A 12,210-nucleotide genomic window follows, 5' to 3' on the forward strand; every position below is an offset into this window, starting at 1 on the left:
GATGGGTGGCGTCAGCCGCGTAGGTAGTCGTCGTAGAGCGCTGCCAGGCGCTGCATCAGACTGGCGTCGCGACGGTTTACGATAGCATGCCCGTCGAGGCGATAGACCGGTGTCAGGCCGCCCAGCGTACCGGTGACGAAAGCCTCGTCGGCGGTGTAGGTCTGGGCCAGGGTGAAGTCCAGCTCGCGGACCACGATACCCGCCTCCCGCGCCAGACGCATGACCGTCTTGTGGTGATGCCATTGAAGTTGTAGCGTCCGGTCGAGGTCCACAGTTCGCCATCGCGAACGATGAAGAAGTTGGTCGAGTTGCAGCTGGCGACGAAGCCATGGGGGTCGAGCATCAGCGCCTCGTTGGCGCCGGCATTGATCGCCTGGATCAGCGCCTGGATGAAGTTGAGCCGACTGTGGGAGTTGAGGCGGATCGAAGACGTCTGGGCTGCTGCAACGGAAAGTCGAGGTGAACAGCGTCAGGCCCTGCGCCTTGGCCGCCTTGTCGACTACCTTGTGCTCGGCGACGATGACGATGGTGGCCTTGCCGCGCAGAAACCGCGGATCCTGATTGGGCGTGCTCTTGAGCCCGCGACTGACCATCAGTCGAATATGCACGCCATCGTGCATGTCGTTTTCTCTCCAGCGTTTCCCGATCAGGCCGACCAGCGCTTCGCGGGTGACACCGATATCCAGAGAGATCGAAGCGGCGCCTTGATAGAGCCGCTCCATATGCTCGTCGAGTGCGATCAGTCGGCCGTCGACCAGTCGTATGCCTTCCCAAACGCCGTCACCGAGGACGAACCCACTGTCGAAGATCGATACCGTCGCCTGGTGCTTGGGTTTGAATTCGCCGTCGACGTAGACGATTACGTCTTCGTTGCGGGTATCGGCCACGTAGGACTGCGAGCTACCGGTGGTATTGGTCATGCGTTTTCCTTCCCTTCTATGCGGTCAAGCGGTGGGTGCTGTGGCGGGGGCGGGCTGCGGTCGTTTCCACATGGCGAAGCCGGTGAAGCCGTAAAGTAGCGAGAACACCATCACCAGCCAGTGGTACCAGAGGAACGGCAGGTAATCGGTGGTGGCCACGCCGGTGGTCGTGGCCATGAACACTGCGCCGCTGGTCCAGGGAATCATCGGGGTCGAGAGCGTGCCGCCGGCCTCGACGTTGCGCGACAGCACTACCCGCTGCAGCCCGAGCCGGTCGTAGATGTTTCGCGTCATCGACGCCGCGGTGAAGATCGCCACGTAGGCGGCGCCGCCGAAGATCGTGCCGAAGAAGCCACACGCCATGGTCGCCAGGGTCAGCCGGCCGGTGCTGCGGTGGACCATGCGGGTGAGCGCGTTGGCGATGGTTTCGAGGACACCGATACGCTCCATCAGGCCCCCCAACCCCAGCGCGAAGATGACGATGGCGATCACCGGCAGCATCGAGACGATGCCGCCGCGATTGAGGATGCTGGCGAGATAGCCCGTGCCGTAGTCGCCCTGATTGCCGGCATATAGCGTGGTCACCGCCTGCAACGGGGTAACGCCCTGGGCCAGCCAGGCACAGATCACGCCCAGCACGGCGCCGATCGCGATCACCGGGAGGGCGGGCTTACGCAATGCCAGCAGCACCAGCGTGGCGAGGATCGGCATCAACAGCCAGGGGGAGAGCAGGAAGTGAGCCTGTAGCTGGGCCATTACCGCGTCCGCCTGCTGCATGTCGTAGCCGCTGCGGGAGAGGTGGTTCCCGGCCAGGGCGAAGCCGAGGGTGGCCAGCGTGACGCAGGGCACACCGGTATAGAGCATCGAGCGCACGTGATCGATCAGTGGCACCTCGCACAGCGAGGCGGTGAGTACCGTGGTGTCGGAGAGCGGTGAGAGCTTGTCGCCCACGTAGGCGCCGGAGATGACCGCGCCGGCGACGAGAGGCAGCGGCAGTTCGAAGCCGTGGCCGATACCCATCATGGCGATACCGATGGTGCCCACGGCGCCGAACGAGGTGCCGGTCACCAGCCCGGTGGCGGCGCAGATCAGGAAAGCGGCGGGCAGGAACCAGGACGGATCGATCAACGCAACGCCGTAGTAGATCACGCTGGGGACGATGCCCGCGGCGATCCAGGCGCCGATCAGTGCGCCGACGGTAATGATGATCATCACCCCCTCGAGGCCACTGCGAATGCCGTCGAACGCGCCTTGCTGGAGTGAGTCATAGGCATGGCCGAGACCCTTGCCGATGGCGAACATCGCGAACCAGGCAGCGAACAGCGCCAAGGCGACGGGCATCTTGAGCAGCAGCACCGTCGACATGATGGCAGCGAAGCTGGCGAGAATCAGACAGAGCGCGAACAGGCCCGGGCGGCGGGCAGATTGTGGCCTCATGGGGCACCTCGAACGTTTTTGAGTTTGTTATGCGCTGTGCGGCAATAAATTGTATACAGCATACAATGTGTATGGCTCAAGCCGACAAGCGTGAAAAGTGACCGGATGAGGCGCGCGCAGGCGAAATCCGCGCCGGTCAGGTTCGGGCGGATCGTCCCAGGCAGTCGAGCAGGTGTCCGGCACCAGACAGAGCAGGCTGCGTGGGGCACAGCGCGTGGCGGATCGAGCGGGCGTGACGAGGAGAGCGGCGTGGCAGAAGGGGGCGCGCGCCAGCGCTGATGGGGCGGGAGACGCGTGCGGCCAGCGGTTCGCATGGCCGGCTCGACTGGCGAGACGGCCCGGCGCTGACGCGTTACACCGGCTGGCGGCGGTCTTCGATGACCTGGCGCCCGCGGATGCAGTCGGCCTCGTGGGGGCCGTCGACCCAGGGCTCGGCGATGCCCTGTTCGATCCAGCTCGCCACCGCCGGGTGCGCCAGCAGACGCTCGACGTAGTCGCGGACGGGGAGCCGAGGGTGATGCCGTAGCCGCGCACGCGGACCGCCACCGGGGCGAACATCGCATCCACCGCGGTGAACTGCTCACCTGCCAGCCAGGGACCGCCGAAGCGCGTGATGCCCTCCTGCCACAGCGCCTCGAGGCGGGCGATGTCCCGGGCCAGGGCGGCACCGGGCTCGCCCAGGTCGATGCGCAGGGCACAGTTCATCGAACACTCGTTGCGCAGGGCCGGGAACCCGGCATGCATCTCGGCGCTGGCGCAGCGGGCCCAGGTGCGTGCCTCGCGCGCCTGCGGCCAACTCTGCGGGTGGTCCTCGGCGATATAGTCGATGATCGCCAGCGACTCCCACACCACGCTGTCGCCATCATGCAGGCAGGGCACCTTGGCGGTGGGCGAGAACGTCGCGAAGGCGCTCTGCTGGCCGTCACCCTCGAACGGGGTCATGACCTCCTCGAACGGGATCTCCAGCGCACGCAGCAGCACCCAGGGGCGCATCGACCAGGACGAGTAGTTCTTGTTGGCGATAAAGAGCCGATACGTCATATCCACCTCCAGGGCTGTGTCGCTATGAATGTGCCGCTATGAATGGCCGCTATGAGTATGCGGCGCTCGCCCGCGCGGCGGAAGAGACCGGCCTCTTAGGCGCGTGTCGGTACCGGACGCGGTGCCGGGCCACCGTAGGGCCACAGCCAGCCCTTGGGCAGCGGGCCCTTGTTGCGCCCACCCTGGCACTGCTGCTCCCAGGCATGGGCGAGAATGCCCACCGAGCGTGAGAGGCAGAACAGACCGCGCGCCAGCGGGGCCGGGAAGCCCAGCTCGGCATAGATGACGGCGGTGGCGCCGTCGATGTTGAGCGGGATCGGCTTGCCCTTCATGGCGATCAACTGGCGCTCGATCTCCCGGGCGATGGCGACGAAATGTCCCGCCACCTCCCCGCGTCCGGCGGCTTCCTCGACCAGTTGCAACAGCCGCGGCCCGCGGGGTCGACCGGATGGAAGCGGTGGCCGAAGCCGGGATGAGCTTGGTCCGCTCGCGCTGCCAGGTGGCGATGCCTTCCTGGACTGCGATCTCCAGAGTGTGTCCGCCGGTCTGGTACGCGAGAATCGACCGATACAGCTCGACGGCCTGCTCGCCGGCGCCACCGTGAACATCATCGAGCACGTTGACCGCAGAGGCCAGGGCGTTGTTGAGGCTGCCGCCACAGGTCATCGCCATACGCGCGATGGCAATGCTGGGGCCTGCGGGCCGTGGTCGACCGCACTCATCAACGCTGTTTCCAGCAGGGCGGCCTGGGGCCGGGTGGGTAGCTCGCCGCGGGTCATCAGCCAGACCATGTCGGCGAAGCCGACGTTGCCGATCAGCGCCTCGATGGGATAACCACGATAGCGGATCTCGCCGGGACGCATATCGATGATGTCGGTATGCCACCACTGTTGAGCCTGGTACTCGGGCGTAGAGGACTTGGTCATGCGCTATCTCCCGTTCATTCGTCGTTGGCGGCCCGGTTGGGCAGCAGGGTGGTGTTGTCTTGGCCGAGTCCTGGCGGCGGAGATGCCACGCGGGGCGCCTGGCCGTCGAAGCGGTAACCGCCACTGACGACCTTCAGCGGCCGCCCGAGCTCGCTGCTCTCGAACTGCTCGATCAGCCCGCGGTCGCGTACCTGAGGGTGCGCCAAGGCATCGGCGACGCTGTAGACGGGGCCGGCGGGCACACCGGCCTCGACCAGCCGTGGCCACCAGTACTCGGTCGTCTCCCGCTTCAGTACCGCCTCCAGGCAGTCGCTCAACGCCTGACGATGCTCCAGGCGCGCCTGACGCTGGGCGAAGCGCGGGTCAGCGAGCCACTCGGGGTGTTCGAGCAGATGGCAGATCGCGGCGAACTGCTCCTGCTTGTTGGCGGCGATATTGATCAGCCCGTCGGCGGTGGCGAAGGTGCCGGAGGGGCTGGCGGTGACGTTGTCATTGCCCAGGGGCTTCGGTGACTTGCCGGCGATCAGCAGATTGGAGACCGCCCAGCCCATGGTGGCGAGCACCGATTCGAGCATCGAGATATCGATGAAGTGCGCCTTGCGCGGCCTTTCGGCCAAGGCCGCATTGATCGCCATCGCTGCGGTCAGGCCGCCGACGGTGTCGGCCAGCGGATAGCCGACCCGATAGGGCGCGTTGTCGGGCGCGCCGGTAATGCTCATCACCCCGGCCATGCCCTGGATGATCTGGTCGTAGGCTGGGTAGTTGGCCAGCGGTCCATCCTGGCCAAAGCCGGAGATCGCGCAGTAGACCAGCTCGGGGTTGGCCTCGCGCAACGTCTCGAAGCCGAGCCCCAGACGCTGCATGACGCCGGGGCGAAAGTTCTCGACCACCACGTCGGCGGTCGCCACCAGCGTCAGGAAGGCGTCACGATCGTGCGCGTGTTTGAGATCGAGCGTCACCGAGCGCTTTCCGGCGTTCTGCGCGAGGAACGAGACGCCCATCAGCGCCTCGTTGAGCGCGGGGTCGGCGCCCAACTGACGCGCCAGATCGCCGCCCTGAGGGCGCTCGACCTTGATCACCTCGGCGCCGAGATGGGCCAGCTGATGGCAGCAGAATGGCCCGGCGAGCACGTTGGTTAGATCGAGCACCTGGTAGCCGGTCAATGGCGACGACATAGTTCCTCCTGATGAAACTGTTTTCTACAGAGAGAATATGATTCGTCAGAGTGAGTTGCAATACCGTTTTGCCTGTCGCAACATCGCCCTGAGTTTCATGATCTACGACCCTGACTGACAAGGAGCGCGCCATGGCGCAGAGACGAGTCGAAGCCGTCGAGCGAGCGCTGACGCTGCTCGAGGCCTTTTCGCAGGAGCGCCGAGAGTTCTCTCTGACCGAACTCGCCAATGCCTCGGGGTTCTACAAGAGCACGATCCTGCGGCTGATGGCGTCGCTGGAGCATTTCGGCTATGTCACCCGCGACGAGCGCGGCATCTACCGGATCGGCCCGGCGGTATCGCGTCTGGCCCCGCTGGCAGGCGATGGGCCACAGCTCGAGAATCTGGTGCGCCCGATCCTCGAGTCGCTGCGTGACGCCAGCGAAGAGACCGCTTCCTTCTATATCCGCGATGACGACCACCGAATCTGCCGCCTGCGCGAGAACGGCTGCATGGAAGTCAGGCACCATCTGGAGGAGGGGGTAAGATTGCCGCTGGGGCGTGGTGCCGCGGGCCGGGTTCTCAACTATGAAGTGCCACGCGGACAGGTGGCGGTCTCGAGCGGAGAGCGCCAGGCGGGTCTGTCGGCGGCGGCCATCGGCATCTACAACGGCGAAGGCGAGCTGATGGGGGCGCTGGCGCTGTCAGGCCCTAGCGAGCGCTTCAACCTGGCGGTCAAGGATCGCCATGTGCCGTTGCTGACCCAGTACGGGCCGCGTCTCGAGCGCCAATGGCCACGTGCACTGCGGGCTTCCTGAGAGACTCTGCGACTGAGCCCCCGCGGCGCCAGTGAGAACCGATGGACCGGATGGCTCGAGGCGATGAGCCATCCGAGCTGGCGCGGGGCCGGTTCTACTGGATCAGGCCGACTTCCCTGGAGATCGTCTCGATATCGGCGATCTGCTGATGCACGTAAGCATTGAACGCCTCACCGCTGCGGTCGAAGGGAATCAAGCCGTTCTTGCTCATGACTTCCTTCCACTCAGGGCTTTCGTAGACCTTGTGCAGCGTTTCTTCCCACCAGGCCACATCCTCGTCGGAGAGTTTCGGCGGCAGATAGAAACCACGCCCAATTGATGCCCTCGACATCCACTCCCTGCTCCTTGTGCGGTGGGGGAACTCGCTCAGCGCACCGGGTAGGCGGCCGTCGGCAAGCACAGCGAGGACCCGCAGGTCACCGGACTCGACGAAGCCGAGGATCTCCGAGGCATCGCCCGAGAAGGCGTCGATATGACCACCCACGACCTGGGTCAGCGCCTCGCCACCGCCGTCGAACGGCAGATACTTGACCTTGTTCAGCGGTTGGATGTGGTCGGCGCGCGCCATCATCAGCACCTTGAGATGATCCCAGCCGCCACTGGCACTGCCGCCGGCGAAGCTGACACTGGCGGGGTTCTTCTCCATGGCATCCAGCAGCGACTCGAGATTCTGGTAAGGCGAGTCCTTGCTCACGGCGATCACGCCATAATCCGCCCCGACGGTGCCGGCCCAGTTGACCATATCGGCGTTGAGCCCGGGGAACTGATGCTGGGCCAGGCGGGTGGTGGTCGAGGTCGACGCCGAGACGATGACATCGTTCTGCCCGGCGCGCTTGGTGACGACGTGAGAGAACGCCACACCGCCGCTGGCGCCCGGCATGTTGGTGGTCTGTACGCTGCCGTCGATGGCACCGATCTCGCTCAGCACCTGACCCACGCTGCGACAGGTGAAGTCCCATCCGCCGCCGGGATTGGCGGGGGCGATACAGTCGATCTTGCCGCTCGGGCCGGCCGCCTGTACACCCAGCGGCAGCAGCGCCAGCGAAAGCACGAGACAGAGGGCGGAAGGTTTCATGGGCAACGGTTGCATGGCGTCTCCATTATTCTCTTTTGTAGAACAGGTTGCGTCAGTAGAAATTATAGGCGCACATAGACCGGGTCAATCGGGGTGGCGTGACTTGCGACTAAAGAATATCCATGAGAAGTATTCTGTTCTGCCTGACAGAATTATTGTCGTGGAGATGGTAGAGACATTGGTGGAGAAAGTGACAGGCAGACTGGCGGTGAGAGAGGCAGGCAGAGTTGCGGTGAGAGTGGCAGCAAGACGGGGCTGGCCGGGGTGTGCAGGGGCGTCTCTGGGGCCGAACAGGCGTCGACTTGTGCGCGATGCCGGTTTTATCGACGCGCTGGAAGCGTCAAACTAGGCGTGATCACCGCCCCTGGCAGGGCGATACCGCTTCACCGTTGGCTACCCGACCGATTCCGAGGCATCTTTTTTCTGGCTGGACGACCCTTTATGGCGCTACGACAATCGACCCGGATCAACAAGTACATCAGCGAAAGCGGCATGTGCTCACGTCGTGGCCGCAACGGGTCGTGAGGCCGATCGCTTCGTCGAGCAGGGCAACGTCTGGATCAACGGCCGCCGGCCCGCCCGCCGGCGATCAGGTGGGGGGGGGGACCGGGTCAAGGTCAACGGCCAGGAGATCGAACCAAGAGAGGCGGAGGATCTAGTACTGATCGCGCTGAACAAGCCGGTGGGGATCGTCAGTACCACCGAGTCCAGCGAGAAGGACAACATCGTCGAGTTCGTCAAACACGGCGCGCGTATCTTCCCGATCGGCCGGCTCGACAAGGATTCCCAGGGGCTGATTCTGCTGACCAACGACGGCGACCTGGTCAACAAGATCCTGCGCGCGCACAACCATCACGAAAAGTCTATCGGGTGACGGTCGACAAGCCGATCACCGACGACTTCATCGCGGGTATGCAGCAAGGGGTGCCGATCCTCGGTCAGGTAACCAAGCGCTGCCAGGTCAGCCGCGAGTCGACCTTCGTCTTCACCATTACGCTGGTGCAGGGGCTCAACCGCCAAATCCGCCGCATGTGCGAGTATTTCGGCTACGAGGTCACGCAGCTGATCCGTACCCGGATCATGAACATCTCGCTCAAGGGGCTGGCGCTGGGCGACTGGCGGGATCTCACGCCGAAGGAGATCGATACGCTCATCGCACTGACCCGTGACTCCGGCAGCGAAGCCGAGCCGGAGCGCACGCCCAAGCGTGCGCGCAGCGGCAACGCCGCGAAACCGGCGGCCAAGGGGCGTCAGTCGGCGGGCGGCAAGCCCCACGCCAAGGACAGGCGGCCGGTGGCGGAAAGCCTGGCACCAAGGGCAAGTCGGGCCCCCATGGCAAAGCCGGTGCCAAGGCAAGCCGGTCGCCAAGGGTAAAGCCGGTGCCAAGGATAAGCCGGTCGGCCAGGGTAAACCCGGCGCCAAGGGCAAACCCGGCGCTAAAGGCAAGCCGAGCGTCAATGCCAAACCCGGCGGCAAGCCCGCTACCAAGGGGCGGGGCGGAAAGCCGGGGGCTTCCAACGCCAAGGGCCCGCGCGGCAAGAAGCGTTAGGCCGGCCGCTTAGATGATGGCTTTCACCGCGGCCTTGGCCAACTGCACGTCCTGCTCCGGCTTGACCCGGACGTGCCGACGCTGCCGATCACCTCACCGTCGAAGATGATCGGCACACCGCTGGCATACTGATGAGCCACCTCTGTCAGTGTCGGTACCTCATGATGCATAAATCAGAGGGGGCTTACAGTCGTTCGTTAAGTTGATTGTAGTTCAGTGGTAGATATGTATGGATGGGCCTTTTTGACTATGAGTTATTTGATGTGGTTGAAATAGGTTTGCTTTGCTTCTTCTCAGGCGAAGGGGTTTTTATGAAAAAGCAGGAGATGTGAAACCTGAAAGGTGTTCTCTGTTAGAGGTTTTGACTGACGCTCTTTATGTCCATGTTGGCTTCTTGTAATCCGGAGTAAGCTCGCGAGCTTTTTTGATGTTGGGTTTCTGGTTAAAGTAAATTCTTATTTGCTCCTGATTGTCAGCGTTATCTCTTTCTCATAGATGGCCTATTTTTCTTCTCTCCATATACGTCCTGGGCGTACATCCCATCAGGTTTTTGAAAAAGTGGAGAAGGCGCTGTCGCTGGAAAACGCCAGTCGATCGGCAATTTCGGATTGCCTCAGCCCTTCTGCCAACATCTCGACCGCGCCTTGATCAACCGCCATTGCTGACGCCACTGCTGGTAGCTGAGGCCGGTTTCACGGCGGAAAATTCGGCTGATGGTTTTCTCGGAAGCGCCGCTATAGCGTGACACTGGTGCAGTGGCGGAAGCATGTGCAGGTCAGCTAGGTGACGTAAACGTCGGTCTTTGGGTAGTGGCAGCAAAGTCAGTTCGTGCGGTGCAGCGGCGATTTCATCCAGGCAGACTGCCAGAATAGGGGCGTAAGGCCCCTGCTGCCAATCGGTGTCGAACGCGGCGAGGGCGATGCATTTCCAGTACCTCGCGCAGCAGTGGTGAGACGGTCAGTACGGTAGGCTTTCCGGGCAGGCAGGCATAGCGATCAGCGTCAAGATAAAGAGAACGGTAACCGACTACGCCGTAGACCTGAGCGCGGTGCGCCACCCTTGCAGGGATCCATGCGACCCTTGCCGGTGGCAGGATGCAGAGACTTTGGTCGAGCGTGATGCGCATGCTGCCTCGTTGGCAGAACAGCAACTGGCCCTTGTCGTGCCAATGTGTGCCCGAATCGTGCTGCGCCAATTCGGCGGCGATCCCCAGAACACTGTTATCGATCGCATCCGGGTTGAAACTGTCCTGAGGATGAAGCCACGCCATAGCATGTCCGATTTTGTAAACTTACTGTCTTTTGTATTGTAATCCTCGCTAGTAAGCAGATGCTACCTTTCCGGCTTTATTCGGGGGCAGGATCTGATATGAAACGTAAGCTGACTCTGACCTTAGCGACTTCGATGATGATGTTTCCCCAAGTCGTGGAGACCATATACAGTCCGGCGCTGGGGCACATTGCGGATGGGTTCCGGGTGAGCTCGGAAACGGCGGCGCAAACGCTCTCTTGCTACTTTTTCGCCTTTGCAATGGGTGTCGTGGTATGGGGGCGGATGTGCGATGTCAGTGGACGCCGGCCGACTATTTTGGCTGGGTTGGCACTCTATCTGCTGGCTTCGAGCCTCGCTCTGTTTAGCAACAGCTTCAGCGTGCTGTTGGTGGCGCGGATGATGGCCGCTTTTGGTGCGGCAGTCGGGTCAGTGGGCACGCAAACGGCGATTCGCGATTGCTTCAGCGGCTATGAGTTAGCGCGAGTGTTCTCGGTGATGGGTATCGCCATGGCGATCAGCCCGGCAATTGGCGTGTTGAGTGGCGCAGTGCTGACTCACTACTGGGGATATCGGGGCGTGTTCGGTGGCTTAGCGCTGCTGGCGGCCTTGCAGTTGGGGTATGCTGGTTGGCAACTGCCAGAAACGCGTCCGCAGCGGATCGTGCAGAGTACGTTTTTCGAGACGCTGGGACGGATGACAAAGGATGGGGATATTTGGATTAGCGCGCTGTTGGTAGCGTTTTTCAATATTTGTATGTTCAGCTATTACCAGCTGGCACCGTTTCACTTCTCGGCGTTGGGGCTGTCGACGCAGTGGTTCGGTTATACCGGTTTCGTGTTGGCGGCCGGGGTCGGTATGGGTGCGGCAATCAAAAATTTTTGATCGGCAAAAACTGGTTGTTTCCCGCGCAGCTGACGCTGGCTTGCATATTGTCGCTGACCGGTGCCGTGCTGGTGTTACTGTTGGAAGCGACCGTGTGGTTCGTCCTGCCGATGATGCTGGTGGTAATGGCATATGGGATCGCCATTCCCAATATTTTAGCGCGCGCGCTACGCCATTATAAAGACTGCCTAGGCACTGCCGGTGCCATCCTCAGCCTGATGTACTACCTGATGCTGGGTGGCGGCCTGGTGCTGGCAGGGCTGTCGCAGAACCTTGGCGCCGTGCTAACCCTCTGTAGTCTTTCCTTGCTGTTGCTGGGGTGGTGCGTAACGAGCGTCGACTGGCGATGTCTGAAAGTGGAAATGCCTGAGTGATAAATTCTGGCCTGCGCGCGCGTGACCGATGGTTTCATATTGAAGTGCAACGGGGGCCGGAAAACTATTGGCGCGCGCCGTCTGCATTAGGCGATAAACAGGCATGATGTTCTCGCATCTGATGGATGAGTACGCTCACGACTCGATCGCCGGCTTTCTGATCGGCGGCTATCTTCGCTTTCGCCGTATCGACGCCGGCGCCGACGATCAGCTATTGACCATCCTGGCACCGGCGTACCAGCCCGGGGCCCCGCAGACACGCTACGCCAGCCGTGGCGGCAAGCCGGCCGGGAGCCGGACCGCGCAGCCGTATGCTGCAGGGGGCGCAGCAGCCATACGGGCTGCTTGATGCCTAGCCGATGGCTTTCACCGCGGCCTTGGCCACCTGTACGTCCTGGTCCGGTTTGACCCCGGAGATGCCGACGCTGCCGATCACCTCGCCGTCGACGATCACCGGCACACCGCCGGCGAGCAGCGCCTGCATGGGCGCGCTGACGAAGGCGGTGCGGCCGCTATTGATCATCTCTTCGAATACCTGGGTCTCCTTGCGGCCGATGGCGGCATTGCGCGCTTTCTCGCTGGCGATGCCTGCGCTGAAGGGGGCGGCACCGTCGAGCCGGCGCAGGCCCAGTAGATGGCCACCGGCGTCGGCCACGGCGATGGTGACCGCCCAGCCCTGGGCGTCGGCTTCGCGCTGGGCACTGTCCAGCAGGGCGTTGACGTCGGCGAGTTCGAGTACGGCTTGGGTCTTCATGGCGTGGC

Annotated in this window: 16 protein-coding genes; 6 read left to right on the forward strand and 10 right to left on the reverse strand. The window is 62.9% G+C overall.

The window, feature by feature from the left end:
- Window positions 1-11: 11 nt before the first annotated feature.
- The 6 genes from CN538_RS10235 to CN538_RS10255 form a co-directional block, all read right to left on the reverse strand.
- On the reverse strand, window positions 12-920 hold the full coding sequence (locus tag CN538_RS10235; protein WP_207233452.1) for an aminotransferase class IV: 909 nt from the start codon (window positions 918-920) through the stop codon (window positions 12-14).
- Between the two features lie 24 nt (window positions 921-944).
- Window positions 945-2,357 carry a Na+/H+ antiporter NhaC gene (nhaC, locus tag CN538_RS10240; protein ID WP_106419358.1) on the reverse strand — a complete coding sequence of 471 codons (1,413 nt, stop codon included), beginning with the start codon at window positions 2,355-2,357 and terminating at the stop codon, window positions 945-947.
- A 27-nt stretch (window positions 2,358-2,384) separates the two neighbouring features.
- Window positions 2,385-3,398 (reverse strand): glutathione S-transferase, encoded by a 1,014-nt coding sequence (locus CN538_RS10245; RefSeq protein WP_340638089.1) that lies wholly within the window; start codon window positions 3,396-3,398, stop codon window positions 2,385-2,387.
- 95 nt (window positions 3,399-3,493) lie between these two features.
- Entirely contained in the window at window positions 3,494-3,820 is a 327-nt protein-coding gene (locus CN538_RS26250; protein ID WP_207233453.1) for a citrate/2-methylcitrate synthase, read from the reverse strand.
- A 240-nt stretch (window positions 3,821-4,060) separates the two neighbouring features.
- Complete coding sequence (locus CN538_RS21050) at window positions 4,061-4,324, reverse strand: citrate/2-methylcitrate synthase (protein ID WP_207233454.1); 264 nt, start codon at window positions 4,322-4,324, stop codon at window positions 4,061-4,063.
- Between the two features lie 14 nt (window positions 4,325-4,338).
- The gene (locus tag CN538_RS10255; RefSeq protein WP_106419359.1) at window positions 4,339-5,499 is read right to left on the reverse strand and encodes a CaiB/BaiF CoA transferase family protein; all 1,161 of its coding nucleotides are present in this window, start codon (window positions 5,497-5,499) and stop codon (window positions 4,339-4,341) included.
- Between the two features lie 131 nt (window positions 5,500-5,630).
- On the opposite strand from CN538_RS10255, the gene CN538_RS10260 reads away from it, so the two are divergent.
- Window positions 5,631-6,296 (forward strand): IclR family transcriptional regulator, encoded by a 666-nt coding sequence (locus CN538_RS10260; protein ID WP_106419360.1) that lies wholly within the window; start codon window positions 5,631-5,633, stop codon window positions 6,294-6,296.
- A 94-nt stretch (window positions 6,297-6,390) separates the two neighbouring features.
- Here CN538_RS10260 and CN538_RS10265 read toward each other — a convergent pair whose 3' ends face one another.
- On the reverse strand, window positions 6,391-7,386 hold the full coding sequence (locus tag CN538_RS10265; RefSeq protein WP_106419361.1) for a Bug family tripartite tricarboxylate transporter substrate binding protein: 996 nt from the start codon (window positions 7,384-7,386) through the stop codon (window positions 6,391-6,393).
- 490 nt (window positions 7,387-7,876) lie between these two features.
- Here CN538_RS10265 and CN538_RS22725 point away from each other — a divergent pair, with 490 nt between their 5' ends.
- On the forward strand, window positions 7,877-8,245 hold the full coding sequence (locus CN538_RS22725; RefSeq protein WP_242494969.1) for a pseudouridine synthase: 369 nt from the start codon (window positions 7,877-7,879) through the stop codon (window positions 8,243-8,245).
- The gene (locus CN538_RS22730) at window positions 8,242-8,745 is read left to right on the forward strand and encodes a pseudouridine synthase (RefSeq protein ID WP_242494971.1); all 504 of its coding nucleotides are present in this window, start codon (window positions 8,242-8,244) and stop codon (window positions 8,743-8,745) included. The genes CN538_RS22725 and CN538_RS22730 overlap by 4 nt, the downstream gene beginning before the upstream one ends.
- A 788-nt stretch (window positions 8,746-9,533) precedes the next feature.
- On the opposite strand, the gene CN538_RS26255 is transcribed toward CN538_RS22730, so the two are convergent.
- Together CN538_RS26255 and CN538_RS21060 are read right to left on the reverse strand one after the other, a co-directional pair.
- Window positions 9,534-9,668 (reverse strand): helix-turn-helix domain-containing protein, encoded by a 135-nt coding sequence (locus tag CN538_RS26255; RefSeq protein ID WP_207233455.1) that lies wholly within the window; start codon window positions 9,666-9,668, stop codon window positions 9,534-9,536.
- A 99-nt stretch (window positions 9,669-9,767) separates the two neighbouring features.
- Window positions 9,768-10,190, reverse strand: coding sequence for an AraC family ligand binding domain-containing protein (locus CN538_RS21060; RefSeq protein ID WP_207233456.1), 423 nt, complete (start codon window positions 10,188-10,190; stop codon window positions 9,768-9,770).
- 98 nt (window positions 10,191-10,288) lie between these two features.
- Here CN538_RS21060 and CN538_RS10280 point away from each other — a divergent pair, with 98 nt between their 5' ends.
- The 3 genes from CN538_RS10280 (at window position 10,289) to CN538_RS10285 (ending at window position 11,797) form a co-directional block, all read left to right on the forward strand.
- The gene (locus CN538_RS10280) at window positions 10,289-11,074 is read left to right on the forward strand and encodes an MFS transporter (protein WP_242494973.1); all 786 of its coding nucleotides are present in this window, start codon (window positions 10,289-10,291) and stop codon (window positions 11,072-11,074) included.
- Window positions 11,071-11,448, forward strand: coding sequence for a hypothetical protein (locus CN538_RS22735; protein ID WP_242494975.1), 378 nt, complete (start codon window positions 11,071-11,073; stop codon window positions 11,446-11,448). The genes CN538_RS10280 and CN538_RS22735 overlap by 4 nt, the downstream gene beginning before the upstream one ends.
- 103 nt (window positions 11,449-11,551) lie before the next feature.
- Window positions 11,552-11,797 (forward strand): hypothetical protein, encoded by a 246-nt coding sequence (locus CN538_RS10285; RefSeq protein ID WP_106419362.1) that lies wholly within the window; start codon window positions 11,552-11,554, stop codon window positions 11,795-11,797.
- A gap of 3 nt (window positions 11,798-11,800) precedes the next feature.
- Here the strand turns inward: CN538_RS10285 and CN538_RS10290 are convergent, their stop codons facing one another.
- On the reverse strand, window positions 11,801-12,202 hold the full coding sequence (locus CN538_RS10290) for a GlcG/HbpS family heme-binding protein (RefSeq protein WP_106419363.1): 402 nt from the start codon (window positions 12,200-12,202) through the stop codon (window positions 11,801-11,803).
- Between the last annotated feature and the right edge of the window lie 8 nt (window positions 12,203-12,210).

The organism is Salinicola tamaricis (genome assembly GCF_003006155.1).
Taxonomy (GTDB): Bacteria; Pseudomonadota; Gammaproteobacteria; order Pseudomonadales; family Halomonadaceae; genus Salinicola; species Salinicola tamaricis.

Bases quoted from the DNA above. Each gene is read 5' to 3' on its own strand.
- CN538_RS10235 (WP_207233452.1), bottom strand. From the start codon at position 920: ATGACCAATACCACCGGTAGCTCGCAGTCCTACGTGGCCGATACCCGC.
- nhaC (WP_106419358.1), bottom strand. From the start codon at position 2,357: ATGAGGCCACAATCTGCCCGCCGCCCGGGCCTGTTCGCGCTCTGTCTG.
- CN538_RS10245 (WP_340638089.1), bottom strand. From the start codon at position 3,398: ATGACGTATCGGCTCTTTATCGCCAACAAGAACTACTCGTCCTGGTCG.
- CN538_RS21050 (WP_207233454.1), bottom strand. From the start codon at position 4,324: ATGACCAAGTCCTCTACGCCCGAGTACCAGGCTCAACAGTGGTGGCAT.
- CN538_RS10255 (WP_106419359.1), bottom strand. From the start codon at position 5,499: ATGTCGTCGCCATTGACCGGCTACCAGGTGCTCGATCTAACCAACGTG.
- CN538_RS10260 (WP_106419360.1), top strand. From the start codon at position 5,631: ATGGCGCAGAGACGAGTCGAAGCCGTCGAGCGAGCGCTGACGCTGCTC.
- CN538_RS10265 (WP_106419361.1), bottom strand. From the start codon at position 7,386: ATGCAACCGTTGCCCATGAAACCTTCCGCCCTCTGTCTCGTGCTTTCG.
- CN538_RS21060 (WP_207233456.1), bottom strand. From the start codon at position 10,190: ATGGCGTGGCTTCATCCTCAGGACAGTTTCAACCCGGATGCGATCGAT.
- CN538_RS10280 (WP_242494973.1), top strand. From the start codon at position 10,289: ATGAAACGTAAGCTGACTCTGACCTTAGCGACTTCGATGATGATGTTT.
- CN538_RS10285 (WP_106419362.1), top strand. From the start codon at position 11,552: ATGATGTTCTCGCATCTGATGGATGAGTACGCTCACGACTCGATCGCC.
- CN538_RS10290 (WP_106419363.1), bottom strand. From the start codon at position 12,202: ATGAAGACCCAAGCCGTACTCGAACTCGCCGACGTCAACGCCCTGCTG.